Annotated in this window: 15 protein-coding genes; 9 read left to right on the top strand and 6 right to left on the bottom strand. The window is 53.0% G+C overall.

Translation table 11 applies throughout. The features are described from left to right. Positions 1 to 265: hypothetical protein (locus WH50_RS26660; protein ID WP_207780353.1), on the top strand; the 265-nt coding region annotated here is incomplete at its 5' end. A 194-nt stretch (positions 266 to 459) separates the two neighbouring features. On the opposite strand, the gene tyrS is transcribed toward WH50_RS26660, so the two are convergent. Continuing rightward, positions 460 to 1,752 carry a tyrosine--tRNA ligase gene (tyrS, locus tag WH50_RS16510; RefSeq protein WP_110188304.1) on the bottom strand — a complete coding sequence of 431 codons (1,293 nt, stop codon included), beginning with the start codon at positions 1,750 to 1,752 and terminating at the stop codon, positions 460 to 462. Positions 1,753 to 1,973: 221 nt separating this feature from the next. On the opposite strand from tyrS, the gene WH50_RS16515 reads away from it, so the two are divergent. Together WH50_RS16515 and WH50_RS16520 are read left to right on the top strand one after the other, a co-directional pair. Next, positions 1,974 to 3,563, top strand: coding sequence for a M23 family metallopeptidase (locus WH50_RS16515; protein WP_110188305.1), 1,590 nt, complete (start codon positions 1,974 to 1,976; stop codon positions 3,561 to 3,563). Next, positions 3,563 to 4,681, top strand: coding sequence for an anhydro-N-acetylmuramic acid kinase (locus tag WH50_RS16520; protein ID WP_110188306.1), 1,119 nt, complete (start codon positions 3,563 to 3,565; stop codon positions 4,679 to 4,681). Before WH50_RS16515 ends, WH50_RS16520 begins: the two co-directional genes overlap by 1 nt. Before the next feature lie 110 nt (positions 4,682 to 4,791). On the opposite strand, the gene erpA is transcribed toward WH50_RS16520, so the two are convergent. Then, positions 4,792 to 5,139 (bottom strand): iron-sulfur cluster insertion protein ErpA, encoded by a 348-nt coding sequence (erpA, locus tag WH50_RS16525; RefSeq protein ID WP_104151765.1) that lies wholly within the window; start codon positions 5,137 to 5,139, stop codon positions 4,792 to 4,794. A gap of 427 nt (positions 5,140 to 5,566) precedes the next feature. Here erpA and WH50_RS16530 point away from each other — a divergent pair, with 427 nt between their 5' ends. The 4 genes from WH50_RS16530 (at position 5,567) to WH50_RS16545 (ending at position 9,968) form a co-directional block, all read left to right on the top strand. Continuing rightward, positions 5,567 to 7,300, top strand: coding sequence for a chloride channel protein (locus WH50_RS16530; protein WP_110188307.1), 1,734 nt, complete (start codon positions 5,567 to 5,569; stop codon positions 7,298 to 7,300). After that, a complete protein-coding gene (gene thiE / locus WH50_RS16535) occupies positions 7,297 to 7,944 on the top strand; it encodes a thiamine phosphate synthase (RefSeq protein ID WP_110188308.1) in 648 nt (215 codons plus the stop codon). Before WH50_RS16530 ends, thiE begins: the two co-directional genes overlap by 4 nt. A 153-nt stretch (positions 7,945 to 8,097) precedes the next feature. Beyond that, positions 8,098 to 9,378, top strand: coding sequence for a glutamate-1-semialdehyde 2,1-aminomutase (gene hemL, locus WH50_RS16540; protein WP_110188309.1), 1,281 nt, complete (start codon positions 8,098 to 8,100; stop codon positions 9,376 to 9,378). Further along, a complete protein-coding gene (locus WH50_RS16545) occupies positions 9,375 to 9,968 on the top strand; it encodes a hypothetical protein (protein ID WP_110188310.1) in 594 nt (197 codons plus the stop codon). Before hemL ends, WH50_RS16545 begins: the two co-directional genes overlap by 4 nt. Here WH50_RS16545 and WH50_RS16550 read toward each other — a convergent pair. After that, on the bottom strand, positions 9,946 to 10,617 hold the full coding sequence (locus tag WH50_RS16550) for a tetratricopeptide repeat protein (RefSeq protein WP_133251351.1): 672 nt from the start codon (positions 10,615 to 10,617) through the stop codon (positions 9,946 to 9,948). The genes WH50_RS16545 and WH50_RS16550 overlap by 23 nt on opposite strands. Before the next feature lie 2 nt (positions 10,618 to 10,619). Next, positions 10,620 to 12,968, bottom strand: a complete 2,349-nt coding sequence (gene mrcB, locus WH50_RS16555; RefSeq protein ID WP_110188312.1) for a penicillin-binding protein 1B — start codon at positions 12,966 to 12,968, stop codon at positions 10,620 to 10,622. A gap of 72 nt (positions 12,969 to 13,040) precedes the next feature. Between mrcB and WH50_RS16560 the strand changes: the two genes are divergently transcribed. Continuing rightward, positions 13,041 to 13,370, top strand: a complete 330-nt coding sequence (locus WH50_RS16560; RefSeq protein ID WP_110188313.1) for a Rieske (2Fe-2S) protein — start codon at positions 13,041 to 13,043, stop codon at positions 13,368 to 13,370. On the opposite strand, the gene sfsA is transcribed toward WH50_RS16560, so the two are convergent. Continuing rightward, entirely contained in the window at positions 13,351 to 14,082 is a 732-nt protein-coding gene (gene sfsA, locus WH50_RS16565) for a DNA/RNA nuclease SfsA (RefSeq protein ID WP_110188314.1), read from the bottom strand. The genes WH50_RS16560 and sfsA overlap by 20 nt on opposite strands. Beyond that, positions 14,079 to 15,275, bottom strand: a complete 1,197-nt coding sequence (locus WH50_RS16570) for a pyridoxal phosphate-dependent aminotransferase (protein WP_110188433.1) — start codon at positions 15,273 to 15,275, stop codon at positions 14,079 to 14,081. Before WH50_RS16570 ends, sfsA begins: the two co-directional genes overlap by 4 nt. Before the next feature lie 431 nt (positions 15,276 to 15,706). On the opposite strand from WH50_RS16570, the gene dksA reads away from it, so the two are divergent. Then, the gene (gene dksA / locus WH50_RS16575) at positions 15,707 to 16,138 is read left to right on the top strand and encodes an RNA polymerase-binding protein DksA (RefSeq protein ID WP_110188315.1); all 432 of its coding nucleotides are present in this window, start codon (positions 15,707 to 15,709) and stop codon (positions 16,136 to 16,138) included. The last annotated feature ends 9 nt before the right edge of the window (positions 16,139 to 16,147 follow it).

Genomic DNA, 16,147 nt, shown 5'->3' on the forward strand with positions numbered 1-16,147 from the left:
AGTTCAATTCATACAGTGCTTTAAGTGCACCAAACTTGGCTCAGAGATCCACATTACTCAACGAATTGAGCATCGTTCTCTGACTATTTTGTCGAGTCAGGAACAAGTGCCCACACGAATTATCCGATTGATTTTTAAAGAGCAGCTGGTGATCGCAACCACCAGTGAAGAAGAGGTGCGCATTCTATCGAATCACCGGAAGATGTCAAGCCGCGTTTTCGCTTGGCTTTTCTCCAGCATTCGCCGTTGCCGGCTAAGGTACTGAATTTGAACATCTTCTTTTTCTTCCAGAGCACTCAGCGTGTCGCTGCGTGTTCAGTGGGGGCGCATTATAGGCACTTCCGGGAGTCTGTCAACACTCTTCTCAACAAAATGCCCCCCCTAAAACTGACCACCACAAGCGCAAAAGGCCCCGTAGGGCCTTATGTGATAAGCAAAGCGATTTTGAGTCCGATGAACCTAGCTTAACGTAAACAAGTGATGCTTTTTCTTACCCAACTTAACCAAGAAGTACCTTCCAAACAGTGCACGCTCGGCAGCAAACACGTTGGCAGCATTCATATTCTCTTCCATACCGATATCAACGCCATTGATACTTACCGCTCTGCGCTGCAAAGCATCCTTCACCTGCTTTCCGTTCGCTGCGATATCGGCATCAACAAACAGAGAGGTTAACGGCAGCTCCAACAGGTCATCAGATAGCACAGATGAAGGCAACCCGTCCTGCGACAGCTGCGCATAGTCCTGATCACTCAACTTGGACATATCACCAGAGAATAGCGCGTGAGTAATACGCTCTGCAGCAGTAACGCCATCGACACCATGAACCAAGCGTGTCACCTCACGCGCCAGCACTGTCTGAGCCTCAGGCTTACCTTGCCGTTCTTTATCCGCATCTTCTAAAGCATCAATCTCCCTGACAGAAAGGAAAGTGAAGAACTTGAGGAATCGATACACATCGGCATCTGGCGTCTGTAACCAGAATTGATAGAAGGCATAGGGGGAGGTTTTCTTTGCATCCAGCCAAACTGCACCACCTTCGGTCTTACCAAATTTAGTTCCATCCGACTTAGTGATCAGAGGCAGTGTCAGCCCGTACGCCTGGGTACCATTCATTCTGCGTGTCAGATCAATACCACCAGTGATATTCCCCCACTGATCGGAACCACCGATCTGCAGGCTGCAGCCATACACTTTGTTCAACTGCTGAAAATCATAGGACTGCAGAATCTGATAGGTAAATTCTGTAAAAGAAATACCCGAGTCTTCTCGCTCAATGCGCTGACGCACTGACTCTTTGGCAATCATCTTATTTACAGTGAAGTGCTTACCTATATCTCGCAGAAAGGTAAGAACATCAACATTCGCAGTCCAATCATAATTATTGACCAGTATCGCACCGTCTTTGTCATTGAAGTCGATAAAACGACTAATCTGGGCCTTGAGGCTATTACTCCATTGCTGAACAATTTCTGTGGAGTTCAGTTGGCGCTCTTGAGCTTTAAAACTGGGGTCGCCGATCATTCCAGTAGCCCCCCCCACCAGAGCGACAGGACGATGACCGTACTGCTGGAATCGTTTAAGCATCAGCAAAGGCACAAGATGGCCAAGATGAAGACTGTCTGCGGTAGGATCAAAGCCGCAATATAGAACGCGCACGCCACTTGATAGATGCTCTTCTAGCTCAGTCTCTGCCGTCATCTGAGCGATCAGTCCTCTGGCCTTTAGTTCTTGAATCAGCGCGTTACTCATTGTCTCTCTATTCCTTAGTCACAGGGCTGCCTAGTTGTCAATTACAGCATTCTTGCTAGGCCGCGGATTCTAACCCTTTGCCCTGTCAAGGGGAAAGAAAACCATCATAAAAATGGTTCAACCTATATAACTTTGATGATATTTTTGTTCACAGTTTTTATACTGTCGCTTTTTTACATAGTCAGTTTTTTCAAGCATCACTTTACATGGGTATCTGAAGTATGTTGGGACGCCTTCCCAAGTTGCACGTTGCAGCTATCTTTCTACTTGGCACAGTTGTCGGCGCTTTAATTTTTATTCCTTCAGAAAAGGTTTCTGCCACCCGCTCACCAGAAAGTGAGCAACGCTCACTGGCGTTGCGCCTGGAACTAACACCACCGAAACCTCCCTTGGTTAACTCCGACTCTGCAACTAACCTGAGTTCACTTCCTTTAACCCCCATAGAAGGTGATGAATCAAACAAGCCAGTTATCAGCATGAGTCTGTTCAATCAACAGGATAGTAGCGACAGTCCCCCTGATGACAATAGTGATGGCGACAGCACTTCATCACTCGACACGCCGGAAGACTACTCTGATGATGCTAACGCCCTAGATGATGACACTCTGCAAAAGCAGATGCTCAGCAAAGAAGAGCAGGACGCCCTGGCATCCGAAGACACAGAAGAGCAGCAAGCAATAAAAGAGCACGATAAAGATGACTCTGTACCCAATGACGGCTGGGTAAAGGTAACAGTAGAGTCTGGGGATAACCTTACGTCCGTATTTCAAAAAGCAGGATATAGTGTCGGCCAAGCCATTGAGGTCGATAACGCCTTCAAGAAAGAACGTCCTTTCCGCCGTATGCATCCGGGTGATGCTTTTGCATTCAAAGGGAAAGATGGCGAGATAGAACAGATCAAATATAAAGATGGTGCGTACAGTACATTAACCGTCTCAAAAACCGACAAAGGCTATGAATTAAGCGAAGACGTGCTGCCAACAGAGGTCAGACACAAGATGGTGTCCATGACCGTCAAGGACACGCTGTTCAATGCATCGAAGGCTGCAGGCATTCCTTATCGCCTCATTGCCAATATGTCTACCCTTTTCACAAACGATGTAGACTTCCGTACGGACGTACGTAAGGGCGACACCTTCACCCTCATTTATGAAGAAAAGTACATCAATGGAAAGCGGGTAGGCCTGGGTGACATTATTGCTGCGCGTTATACCAACAAAGGCCAAGCTTATTATGCTATCCGCAACATGGACGATGATGACGGAGAAGCACAATATTTTGATCAGAATGGGGAGGGCAAACAGAAAGCCTTTGATCGTAGCCCAGTAGCCGGGGCACGTATATCTTCCCCCTTCAGCCCTCGCCGCTACCACCCCAAACTCCATATCTGGCGTTCACATGAAGGCGTAGATCTGGCAGCCCCTTACGGCACCCCTATTCACGCCACAGGTTATGGGAAGGTTATTTTTGTTGGTCGCAAGGGCGGCTACGGCAATGTTGTAGTGCTGGCACACAGCAACAAGATCAGCACCCTTTATGCTCATATGAAAGGCTTTGCCCCTAATCTGTCCTTAGGAGACAAAGTAAAACGCGGCCAGGTTATTGGCTATATTGGCACCAGCGGTCTGTCTACCGGCCCACATGTGCATTACGAGGTGCGCCTTGGTGGTACTCACATGAACCCCATGACAGTTGCACTTCCGAAATCTGATAGCCTTACCGGCAAGGAAAAGGCTCGCTTCGCCGCTCGTGCCAGGCAGATAATTGCAGCCATGAATGGGAAGACATCACTACAAGTTGCACTGAAGTAATGGGCGACAACAACACACCACTACTTTTCATTGGAGTCATGTCCGGGACCAGCATGGATGGCGTTGACGCCGTGCTGGTCGACTTTGCAACTACACCACTTCGCACTATTGCCTTTAACCACCTCCCTTATCCTGAAGAGTTGAGAGCTGACGTTCTATCACTCTGCCAACCTGATGACGATGAAATCAACCGCCTCGGTCAACTAGATGTGCAGCTTGCGCGTTTATATGCAGATTGTGTAAATGAACTTATCTCTTCGGCTGGTGTGGAAAGACATCAGATCCACGCCATTGGCTGCCACGGACAAACCATAAGGCATCAACCCAATCCTCCTCATGCGTTTACGCTGCAGATAGGTGATCCCAACACCCTGGCAGAGCTTACAGGAATATCTGTTGTAAGTGACTTTCGCCGCCGAGATATAGCTGCAGGCGGGCAAGGTGCACCGTTGGTACCAGCGTTTCATCACCACCTTTTCCATGTTGATGACAAAGTAAGATGTGTGGTCAATATTGGCGGTATCGCCAACATCACTCTCTTACAACAACGAGACATAGTCGGCTTTGATACAGGACCAGGTAACGTACTGATGGACTACTGGTGCAATAGGCACCAGCAACAACGCTATGACAAAGACGGTGATTGGGCAGCCAGTGCAGAGCCAGACGAGCAATTGTTAGCAACCATGCTACAGACGCCCTACTTTGCCATGGCCGCCCCCAAAAGCACGGGCAGAGAACTCTTCAATGCAGGCTGGTTGATGGAGCAACTCTCAGATTATGGGCATCTCGATACAGCAATAGTACAAAGTACACTCTGCAGTTTGACGGCCATTAGTATAAGCCAGGCAATCAATGCTTATGCAAACACCCATAATGGAGAACTGTACATTTGTGGTGGGGGCGCCTTTAACTCTGAGCTGTTGAAGCGCCTGGCACAGAGCTTGCCCGGATGGCACGTTGCTACAACAGATGAGATTGGCCTGGCACCTCAGTGGGTAGAAGCCACTGCCTTTGCCTGGCTGGCAAAGCAGCGCGTGAATGGAAAAACGGGAAACTTTCCAGCCGTTACAGGAGCACTTGCACCACGAGTTCTGGGTGCCATTTATCCGCCCTGACACCACGTCATGAGATTAAAAAATCCCATCCAACTCGAGCTGGATAGGATTTTTATCATGCATCTGGCGCGGTTGTTCACACACGAGCCAATTTCATTGGCCCAGAAACGTCAGATACTGAAGCTTGAACCACATCCACATGTAGTGGACGCATTCGGATTATTGACACTGAACTGCGAGCCCTGCAGCCCCTCTTTATAGTCAACCGTCGCACCCGATAGATACTGAAAGCTGAGTGGATCAACCACCATTGTCACCCCATCACGTTCCACGATGGTATCGTCTTCGGCTACAGCCTCATCGAACGTGAATCCGTAGGAAAAACCAGAACATCCGCCGCCTGTTACGAAAACACGAAGCTTCAGGTTAGGGTTTTCCTCTTCTTCAATGAGGCTTCTGACCTTGCGTGTCGCATTTTCAGTGATACTGATGGGCGCATCCAGAGCTTCTTCAAACATGCACCAGGCACTCCATATAAAACCAAGTAATTAAGTAGGGTATTACTTTACTATAATCCCTCTCCGACGCACAGCTCGGCTTTGGGATAAAGTTATTTCATAACAGAACAAATGCTGGCTCAAAACAAAACGGCACCGCAATAGCAATGCCAAGCTTCCGCACTGCCCATCTGCTCAATCAAGCTGAGTACAACCCCAGCCCACGTCGTTGAAGATTGTATGCTAGCCAATAACCTTGTTTTGCAGCGCAAGCACAAGAAAGTTCTACAACGATTCTGTCAGTTAAGCCTAAAATACCCGCCTCACCCGTAATGGTATTTCCAGCCCGCTCAACCATGAACCATGCCAATCATAAGGGTCTGATAATCAAGAAAAAAGACGTCTGCATGGATCAGGAGCGCTCTCCCATCAAAAAAATGGGCCTTACATGCTGAAGGATGTCTTTACCCTTAACCACTTCCGTGGCCGCCTGGCACACACAGGCGCCCTTCCACAGTTAGCACTGCTTGGCTTGCTCTCTGGTTTGGCTACCGGATTTGTGATGGTCATTTTCCGCTTTGCCATTGAACTTCCATTAGAGTGGTTACTGGGTGACCCTGAAGCGTTTGAGCAACTCCCCTGGTTATTAAGAGGCCTGTTCCCTCTACTGGGAGCTGGCGTTATTGCACTTATCCTTCTCCCCTTCCCCCCTTCTCGCCGACGGGTAGGCGTAGTTTACGTGCTCGAGCGTCTTAACTTCCATCAAGGTTATCTGCATGGCCGAAATGCCATCATCCAGTTCATCACCGGCTCCATTGCAATTATTTCAGGTATGCCCGGGGGCCGAGAGGGTCCCGCGGTCCATCTGGGTGCGGCCATCTGCAGCCAGTTGGGACAGCGCATAAAAGTGCCCAACAACACCATGCGACTGATGGTCGGTTGTGGTGTGGCTGCCGCCATATCTGCCTCGTTCAATACTCCTCTAGCGGGCGTACTATTCGCGATGGAAGTGGTGCTGATGGAATATACCGTCAACGGTTTTCTACCGGTGATGATTGCATCGGTCACTGCAGCAGTGATGAATTACTTACTCTTCAGCAGTGATGTCGCCTTTATAGTGCCTGAGCTCCAGTACCGGTCTTTGACTGAACTCCCCTTCATCATGCTGCTGGGCGTCGTACTGGGAGCACTGGCTGCCGCCTTTTGCAAGATCGTTACCCTATGCCAGCACTTACATCACTGGCCTCTCAGCGCACGCCTTTTCTGTGCGGGAGCAGTAGCAGGTATCGCGGGTATCGTTGCTCCTCAGGTGATGGGGATTGGTTACGATACGATCAGCGATATTCTGCAGCCCCATTTATTACTTTCCACCCTGCTGATCATCACCGTTGTCAAGCTGGTGGCTACAGCATTCTGTTTTGGCATGGGCATGCCGATGGGCTGTATTGGTCCCATTCTGTTTGTGGGGGCAGCAGCGGGTGGAGCCTTGGGCGTTATCGCCAACGTTGGTAGCCATCAACCAGTAGGTGCGATCGGTTTCTATGCGATGCTTGGTATGGGATCAATGATGGGTGCAACACTACAGGCACCGCTGGCTGCGCTAACTGCACTGCTGGAGCTGACTCACAACTCCAATATCATCTTTCCCGGTATGCTGGCTATCGTCGTAGCCAATCTGACCTGCACCTATGTCTTCAAACAGAAGTCGCTGTTCTGGTCACTGCTCCTGTCGTCCAATCAGGCCCAGCGCCAAACGCCGGTATCACAGGCACTCAGTCGAGAAAGCGTCGCTGCGATTATGCGCCGTGGCGTACCACTGTATCCTTACAAGGTGCCGCCAGAGCTGGCTCACAGCATGCTGGATCACAACGGTCCCTGGTATCTGATCAGTCGAGACGATGTACCCGTCTGCCTGCTCGCTACCAACGACCTACGCGCTTTTGTTCTGGCGGAACATGCCCCTACCCAGGAAGAAGATACGATTAACCTGCTTGCCATTCCCGCCATCCGTAAGGACGTCAAGGCCATCGCTATTCAGTCAACACTCAAAGAAGCCATGGACCTTTTCAATCAGAGCGGTGCGGAAGCTCTCTACGTTACGGGCTGGAACGGTAATATTGTTGGCGCTTTCACTCGTGACGATCTGACCAGCTATATGAACAATCAGCAGACTCTTTTATGACTTTCTCACTTACCCAAGGCGGCCTGTACGCCATCACCGATAGCCGCTGTCTGTCTGGCACAAGTCTGGAACAGGAAGTCGAGGATGCGCTGCAGGGCGGCTGCACACTTATCCAGTATCGAGACAAAAGCAGTGATCATGCAAAACGCAGCCAGCAGGCACAGGCCCTACTGAAACTCTGCCACAGTGTCGGTGCCTGTCTGCTGATCAATGACGACTGGCGTCTGGCTGCAGACATCGGCGCTCATGGAGTTCATTTGGGTCAGCAGGATGAGCAGCTGGAAATCGCTCGACGGGAATTGGGCAATCAAGCCATCATCGGTATCACCTGCCACGATCAGCTGTCACTTGCCGTTGAAGCACAACAGCAGGGGGCAGATTACGTCGCCTTTGGCGCATTCTACCCCTCCAGCAGCAAACCCAACGCCAGGCCTGCACCTCTGTCACTCCTAAACAAGGCTCAGCAGTCATTGCAGTTACCTGTGGTCGCTATCGGCGGCATTACACTTCAACGCGCCCCGGAACTGTGGCAGCAGGGAGCAGACTGGCTAGCCGTAATCAACGATATTTTTGCCAGACAGAATATCGCCGAGCATTGCCGCTCCTATCTGGCCTGCCGGCAACCATTGCGTGATCAGCGATGACGGGATTAACACCACTCAGGTTGAAATCAGTAAATCAAACAATACTAGTGGTGCAGCGATCTGCTAACCGGCATTGTCCAACCCTGTAGCCCAATGTCCGGAGCCACTACACAGCGTGCTCATTCTTCTACTATCTGACGAGAAACACTCCCAATGAACCGATCAGAAAGCCTGTTCAACGAAGCTCAACGTTATATCCCCGGCGGCGTAAACTCGCCCGTGCGTGCATTCAAGGCCGTCGGCGGCACACCGGTTTTCTTCAAAAAAGCCCAGGGCGCCTATCTGTACGATGTCGATGATAAGGCCTACGTGGATTATGTAGGTTCCTGGGGTCCGATGTTGCTGGGTCATAACCATCCGGACATCCTCGCAGCCGTCAAGGAAAGCATCGAACTGGGCCTGAGCTTCGGCGCCCCCACTGCTATTGAAGTGGAGATGGCACGTAAGGTATGTGAGCTCGTCCCTTCAATGGAGATGGTACGCATGGTCAACTCCGGTACCGAAGCAACCATGAGCGCGATCCGTCTCGCTCGCGGCTTTACGGGCCGGGACAAGATCGTCAAGTTTGAAGGCTGCTATCATGGCCACTCCGACTCGCTTCTGGTCAAAGCGGGCTCCGGCGCACTGACACTGGGAATTCCTAACTCGCCCGGCGTGCCCGCCGCCCTCGCGGAGCACACCATTACGCTCAATTACAACGATATGGATTCTGTACATCAGGCCTTCAGCGAGGTCGGTGAACAGATCGCCTGCATTATTGTCGAGCCCGTCGCTGGCAACATGAACTGCATCCCACCCGTTCCCGGCTTTCTGGAAGGCCTGCGTAGCGTCTGTGACCAATACGGCAGCCTCTTAATCTTCGACGAAGTCATGACAGGCTTCCGTGTCGCTCTGGGCGGTGCTCAGCAGCACTACAACATCCAACCCGACCTGACCACGTTAGGTAAAATTATTGGCGGCGGCATGCCTGTGGGTGCTTTTGGTGGTCGACGCGAAGTAATGCAGCATATTGCCCCCCTTGGCCCGGTATATCAGGCAGGCACACTGTCGGGTAATCCCATCGCCATGAGCGCTGGACTCGCCATGCTCAATGCATTAAGTGCTCCAGGCATACATGAGCAGATCACCGCGAAAACCGCCTATCTGACGGCAGGTCTGCGCGAACGGGCCAGTGCTGCTGGTGTAGCCTTTCTGACCAATGAAGTCGGTGGCATGTTCGGTCTGTTCTTTACTGAGCAGCAGCAGGTCAATCGCTACAGCGAGGTGATGGCCTGTGATAAAGAGCGCTTCAACCACTTCTTCCATGGCATGCTGAATGAAGGCGTGTATCTGGCCCCTGCGTTCTATGAAGCTTGCTTCATGTCGCTGGCTCATGATGACCAGGCTCTGCAACATACTCTGGATGCTGCTGAGCGAGTCATGGCTAAGCTATGACGGCGGTGATTGCTATCAATGTGCTGATTGCAGCGGTAGCCGTGACGATGCTGATCGGATTGAAGCATCGTCAGACTTCATCAGTACACCCCACTATCTCCGCCCTGATGCTGGGTTATCTGGCGGTTGTGGCGCAAGGACTGGTCGAATGGCTGTTACCTGATGCAAAGGATGCACTGCACCTCAGCCGCAATCTGGTGAATTTTGTCGCGGTAAGTTTTATAGGCTTTGGCGTACTCAGCCTCACCCTGACCAACCCATGGGCGAAAGCGATTTGGGGTAAAGGGCTGCTCGGGCTGATGGCCTGCTTTGAACTGTTCCGTCGTTTTGACTGGGCACTGCAGTGGCAGACCATACTATGGGTAATTACGGCGGGGGCGCTGTTACTGCTCGCCTGGAAAAGCAGAGGGATGGCCAAAGCTATCCCTCTGTGCAACTTACTCACTGGTCTGGAGTTACTCTCCACCCCGGAAGTGGGCTTACTCCACAACACCTGGGGGCTGACCAGCTTTCTGCTGTTAAGTAGCGTAGCGGCCGGCCGCCTGCTGCTGGTACGACAGCTACCAGCTACTGAGCCAGACGTGCTCTGAACGGTAACCGCTCGGCTTCGCTGCGGGCAACGCTGAGCCCGCGGCTGGCCATCTCTCTGGCCTGATCATGCTGACCGGCCTTGTCATACAACCCCATCAGGGTGCGATAGACGTTGGGATCGCGTGGGTCCAGACGCAACGCTCGCTCGGCACGACTGATCGCCTGCCCCAGATCACCACTGCTGGCCATAGTGGTAGATTGACTGAGCAATGCCAGTACCGCTGGTGATGAGCTGCTCAGTGAGCTGGTACTGGGCAAACTGCTCTGGCCAGCACTGCCGGACAGTGCAGCACCGCCAGCCCCCACACCACTTTGCTCGCTGTTGATATCACTATTGATCTCGCTGCTGAGATCCGAGCCTGAACTCAGATCAGCTCCTGAATTACTGTTCATGTCAGTACTGCCGGATACGCCCGTGCCCACCGTTACCGAACCGGAAACGCTACCGTACGAATCCAGCGGCATGGACTGCGCACTGCTTTCAACCTGCTGAACCTGCCTCTGCTGTGGCATGGCCGTCGCATCCACTACTGGCACCTGTCCGGTTTGTACGGAACTACAGCCTGCCATGATTGCTGTGAACGCCAGCAATGCCAGTCCCCGCACACGAACTACTCTGGGCGCTGATGCAAACATCGTTGTACTCACAATTAGCCTCCAAACAAGCGTTGAAACCAGCTGCGTTGTTGCCCGTCATCATCGGGCTGCGCAGCAGGTGCAGAATGACAACTATTAAACGTCTTGGGTTCTGAGCCAGGAATAAAAGGCAGCTGCCGTGCTCCGGGGCAATCCTGATCCGTCAGATTGCCACTGCTATCCACCCAGGCCTGACTCAGGCCCGGTGCCAGAGCGGGTTGCCAGGCGGCAGGCTGAAGCCCCTTCATCATATCGATCCAGACCTGCAGTGCACCCGTCGCACCCGTCAGCGGAGTCGGTTGCGGGTCGTCCTTACCCAGCCACACTACACCCAGATAGTTTTCGGTGAAGCCGGCAAACCAGCTGTCCTTCTGATCATTAGTCGTACCAGTCTTCCCGGCAGCAAAGATGTCAGGGGTCAGCACGGTACGAATCTGCCGCGATGTTCCCTCATTCACCACCTGTTCCATACCATAGGTGACCAGCCCCATGAAGCGGGGATCGACCACCTGTTTGGGCTGGAAGTGCAGCGAAGACTCCTGCAACGGCTTGCCTTTCTCATCCAGTACCGCGGTCACCGCGCGCAAGGGCATATAGAACCCCTGAGAGGCGATAGTCTGATACATCTGGGTTACTTCAAAAGGCGTCAGATCAATAGCCCCAAGTAATAAAGAAGGGACGGCATCAATCTGACTGGTGATCCCCAGTCGCTGTAACGTCTGGGCAATACGTGGCAGACCAACCGCCAGCCCGAGATGGGCCGTAGACTGGTTATAGGACTTTGCCAGTGCTTGCCACAGAGGCACCATGCCATGACTCTGGTGATCAAAGTTCTGCGGCTTCCAGCGTGTACCATCACCGGCCTTGATGTCTACCGGACCATCGTCCAGCGGCGTCGCCAGGTTATATTGCTGATACTCCTCCAGTGCCGACAGATAGACCGAAGGCTTGACCAGCGAGCCAATCTGACGGTGAGCATCCAGCGCCCGGTTGAACCCCTGGAAGCGTGGATCACGCCCGCCCACCATGGCGAGAATCTCTCCCGTGTTGGGGCTGGTCACAATCATGGCCCCTTCCAGTCCTTCCAGACGCTTGCCATAGCGTTTGTCCAGCTGTGCAGTGACGTCCTGCAAACTGCGCTCGGCGGTATGCTGTACATAGGGGTCAAGGGTAGTGAAGACTTTCAGTCCGGCACTGGTCAGGGTATCCGCATCGTAGTACTGCTGAAGCTGTTGTCTGACCAGTTGCATAAAAGCAGGGTAGCCTCCTTTCGAGCGCAGCGGCACATCACTGACACCCAACGGTTGCTTGGCCCAGCCCTCGGCATAGGACTGCGGCATGATGCCCTGATCGGCCAATACCTGCAGCACCACATTGCGCCGCTCGGTAGCGGTATTAGGATTACGTCGAGGATTGTATAGCGATGGCCCCTTCACCATCCCCACCAGCAAACTGATCTGCGCAGGATTCAGCTCGTTTACAGGCTGGCCGAAATAGAACAGGCTGGCCTGACCAAAGCCATGAATGGCACGAGAGCCATCCTGCCCCAGGTACACCTCATTCAGATATGTCTCAAGGATCTCCTGTTTGCTGTAATGCATCTCCAGCAGCAGGGCCATGGGCGCCTCACGCAGTTTACGAATCAGGCTGCGGCTGTTGTCATCCAGATAAAAGTTCTTGACCAGCTGCTGGGTCAGGGTGCTGCCACCCTGAACAAAACGCCCGGCGCGAATATTGGCCAGCATGGCGCGGGTAATTCCACGCAATGAAATGCCCCAGTGGGAATAGAAGTTACGATCCTCGACGGCGATCAAGGTAGAGACCAGCAGCGGCGGTACATCTTTCAGTGTGACCAGTTCACGATCTTCATTCTTACTGGGATAGAAACCACCAATCAGCTGAGGCTCCAGACGCATCAGGGGCAAGTCATGACCTTTGCCATCCCGCAGCGCCTGAACCCGGCCATTAGCCAGCTCGACCTCACCCAGCTGAGCAGGCTCGCGACCATCGGCAAAATTGAAGCTGCGGCCATAGATCACAAAGTCGCCCGCACCTTTACGCTGCACCTGTCCAACACTGTCGACCTTGTCTACCAGACGATAGCCCAGTGCCGCCAGCTCGGCACTCAGGCGCTTGTCAGTCAGGCTGAGGCCGGCATAGATTTCCAGAGGACGGGCATACACCTTGGCGGGAATAGCCCAGCGTTTGCCCTCAAACTTTTCGACTATCTGCGCATCGAGATAGGCCATCACTCCGGCAAGTACGACCACACCGACCAGCATCAGCTTTATTAACAGCCCTAACCATGATCTTCCCTTTGCTGACTTGCGAGCGGCTGGCTTCTTGTTCGGCTTCTTACTCATGAGTTCGCGATTTCACCCTTGGCTTCCGATATCCTTACCGCGCCCATCATACCGGTCACCTGGAGATACGTCATGTTCTTACTCTGCCCGCTGGAGCAGCTTGTCGAGGGAAAAAGCCGTGGTTTTCAGCGCAATGGAATAGCCATTGTTGCCGTACGCAAGAACCAGCAAGTCTACGCCTACGTGAACCGCTGCCCGCATCGAGGCATCCCGCTGGAATGGCAACCGGATGACTTCCTCGACTACAGTGCTGAATTTATTCAGTGTGCAACACACGGCGCCTTATTCAGCATCAGCAGTGGCGAATGCATTGCCGGCCCCTGTGTCGGGCAGGGATTAGAGCCACTGCAGGTCAGTATCGACGCGCAGCAGCAAGTATGGGTTAACGAGCTGGACGACTGATGGGCGCCATCAGCAAGACCGGCAGTTCCTTATGCAACTGCATACCTTCTTCACTGAAGGCTACCTGCCAGGCCAGCACCTCGACTCCCTGCTCAGCCACCTCCAGCAGTAAACGGGCATAGTCAGGGTCGATGTGCCAGGCCGGAGTGACGCTGTCGATGCCACTATGACAGACGCAAAAGAAGATCACTGCACGCTTGCCTTCCTCCACCATAGCTGCCAGCTCACGCAGGTGCTTGCTGGCCCTCACACTGACCGCATCGGGGAAATAACCCAGACCGCCTTCCTTCAAAGTCACACTCTTGACCTCGATAAAACAGTCTGCCTGCGCTCCGTCCTGTAACAACAAATCAATCCGGCTGTTTTCATGACCGTATTTCACCTCTCGCCGTACCTGCCGGTAGCCGGATAATGTCGGGATGTCACCCGCAATGACCGCCTCTTCCACCAGACGATTGGCACGCTGCGTGTTGATACAGGCAACCTCACCCGGGGCCGTTTCGACCAGCTCCCAGGTACAGGGAAGTTTGCGTCTCGGGTCTTCCGAGTCCCAGAACCAGACCTTACTCCCCTCCTCGCCGCAGTTACGCATGGAACCGGTATTCGCACAGTGTAGGGTCAGCAGCCGACCATCATCAGTAACAATATCGGCCAGAAAACGTTTGTAGCGTTTAATCAGTCGCCCCTGCTGCAACGGCTTCGGCCATTTCATGCCTGACAGCCCCCGATAAAGCGGCGAATGCGCTCTACTGCTCGCTGTAAATTAGTCATGGACGTGGTGTAGGCAAAGCGAATGTAGCGCTCTGCATGATGACTGCCGAAATCCAGCCCGGGGGTAATCGCTACGCCCTCTGCTTCCAGCAAGTCAAAGCAGAAGCGGAATGTATCATCAGTCAGTGCAGAGGCATCTGCGTAAATATAGAAGGCCCCCTGAGGCGCAAAGGGGATATGCATGCCCAACTCCCGCAACGCAGGCAGTAAATAATCGCGCCGTTCTGCAAAAGAGGCGCGGCGTTGCTCCAGAATCGCCAGCGTGTCAGCCTCAAAACAGGCCAGTGCGGCGTACTGGGCTACGCTCGGTGCAGATATATACAGATTCTGCGCCAGCTTCTCCAACTCCGGCACTGCCGCTTGCGGTGCCACCACCCAGCCCAGCCGCCAGCCAGTCATGCCAAAGTATTTGGAGAAGCTGTTGAGCACAAAGGCATCGTCATCCACCTGCAGCACAGAGGGAGCCTCCATTCCGTAGCTCAGGCCGTGGTAGATTTCATCCACCAGAAGATGCCCACCCAATTCGCGCACGGTATCACAGAGCGCGCGTAAATCCGCTTCAGCAATGACGACACCTGTTGGATTAGCCGGCGAGGCCAACAACAATCCGGCGCAAGACTTATCCCAGGCAGATCGCACCGCATTCGGAGTAAGACAAAAACCATTATCCGGCTCGGTGGGCACCAGTTTGGCCCGCGCCTCGACCAGACGCAGGAACTGGCGGTTACAGGGATAGGCAGGATCCGCCATCATCAGCGTCTTGCCAGGATCAACCAGTAACGCAGACAGTAGCAGCAAAGCCCCAGATCCACCCGGCGTGACCACGACACGGGCGGGATCAAGGTCAAGGTCGTATCGCTGCCTATAAAAAGAAGCAATAGCCTGACGCAATGGCTGAATCCCCAATGCCGGGGTGTACTGCGTCAATCCGTCCGCCAACGCCTGCTGACCAGCTCGCACTATGGGCTCAGCGGTAGAGAAATCGGGCTCGCCGATCTCCATATGGATCACATCCCGCCCCGACGCCTCCAACTCTTTGGCACGACGCAACAGGTCCATCACCTTGAAAGACTGAATATCTGCGACTCGCTGTGCCCAAGGGGTCGTCTGCTTCTCCACGCTACTCTCCGTCATTACTGCTTTGATACCTGCCATTGTTCAGCCTGGCAGCGGTGCTACTTACAGCCCTGCTAAGCTCACTCGCCGAATCTGCAACCTGCTTGCCAGACAACCGGAAGCTACCACTCTGCGCAGCATCTCCTGAACAATTTCATCAAACATGCGTTGGTTATACACTCTGTTATCTGGATCAGCCGCGGTGGGCATTGTGAGATATTCACCCGTCACATGCCAGCCAACCAAAGTTACACAGAGCAACACCGTGGCATTCAGCAGAGGCTCCAATAAGGAGGTTCACTTCCCTACAACTAAGCGCTAAATTGCCAAATTAGCTATGGAGTAACAGGATAATATCTGGTAGCTTGTTTCGCCTTTGCGATAGGCGCTCTTTATTCATGCAAATATTGAGCGGCCTGTAACAGCTAAGTGATCAGTGAGGCTGTCCTATGCCGAATACTAATTCCTCTTTTTTGAACAACTTTCAGCCCTATCAGGCCAAGGCTGACGAGGAATATATGAACGAGGCCCAAAAGGCCCACTTCACCAAAATCCTTATGGGCTGGAAGAAAGAGCTGATGGAGGAGGTCGACCGTACCGTTCACCATCTGCAGGAAGAAGCTAACAACTTCGCCGACCCCAATGATCGTGCCAGCCAGGAAGAAGAGTTCAGTCTTGAGCTACGTGCACGTGATCGTGAACGCAAGTTGACCAAAAAAATCAACGAAACGCTGGAGCGTATCGAGAAGGATGATTATGGTTACTGCGAATCTTGCGGCATCGAAATCGGCATCCGCCGACTGGAAGCCCGTCCGACTGCCACGCTTTGCATTGACTGCAAAACGCTGGCAGAGATGAAAGAGAAACAGATGGGGGGCTGAGCCTCTGCA

Source organism: Pokkaliibacter plantistimulans (genome assembly GCF_003194385.1).
Lineage (GTDB): Bacteria > Pseudomonadota > Gammaproteobacteria > Pseudomonadales > Balneatricaceae > Pokkaliibacter > Pokkaliibacter plantistimulans.

Coding starts and splice junctions, on each gene's coding strand:
- sfsA (WP_110188314.1), bottom strand. CDS start 14,082: ATGAAATGGCCGAAGCCGTTGCAGCAGGGGCGACTGATTAAACGCTAC.
- mrcB (WP_110188312.1), bottom strand. CDS start 12,968: ATGAGTAAGAAGCCGAACAAGAAGCCAGCCGCTCGCAAGTCAGCAAAG.
- WH50_RS16520 (WP_110188306.1), top strand. CDS start 3,563: ATGGGCGACAACAACACACCACTACTTTTCATTGGAGTCATGTCCGGG.
- hemL (WP_110188309.1), top strand. CDS start 8,098: ATGAACCGATCAGAAAGCCTGTTCAACGAAGCTCAACGTTATATCCCC.
- erpA (WP_104151765.1), bottom strand. CDS start 5,139: ATGTTTGAAGAAGCTCTGGATGCGCCCATCAGTATCACTGAAAATGCG.
- WH50_RS16560 (WP_110188313.1), top strand. CDS start 13,041: ATGTTCTTACTCTGCCCGCTGGAGCAGCTTGTCGAGGGAAAAAGCCGT.
- WH50_RS16530 (WP_110188307.1), top strand. CDS start 5,567: ATGCTGAAGGATGTCTTTACCCTTAACCACTTCCGTGGCCGCCTGGCA.
- tyrS (WP_110188304.1), bottom strand. CDS start 1,752: ATGAGTAACGCGCTGATTCAAGAACTAAAGGCCAGAGGACTGATCGCT.
- WH50_RS16570 (WP_110188433.1), bottom strand. CDS start 15,275: ATGACGGAGAGTAGCGTGGAGAAGCAGACGACCCCTTGGGCACAGCGA.
- dksA (WP_110188315.1), top strand. CDS start 15,707: ATGCCGAATACTAATTCCTCTTTTTTGAACAACTTTCAGCCCTATCAG.
- thiE (WP_110188308.1), top strand. CDS start 7,297: ATGACTTTCTCACTTACCCAAGGCGGCCTGTACGCCATCACCGATAGC.
- WH50_RS16545 (WP_110188310.1), top strand. CDS start 9,375: ATGACGGCGGTGATTGCTATCAATGTGCTGATTGCAGCGGTAGCCGTG.
- WH50_RS16515 (WP_110188305.1), top strand. CDS start 1,974: ATGTTGGGACGCCTTCCCAAGTTGCACGTTGCAGCTATCTTTCTACTT.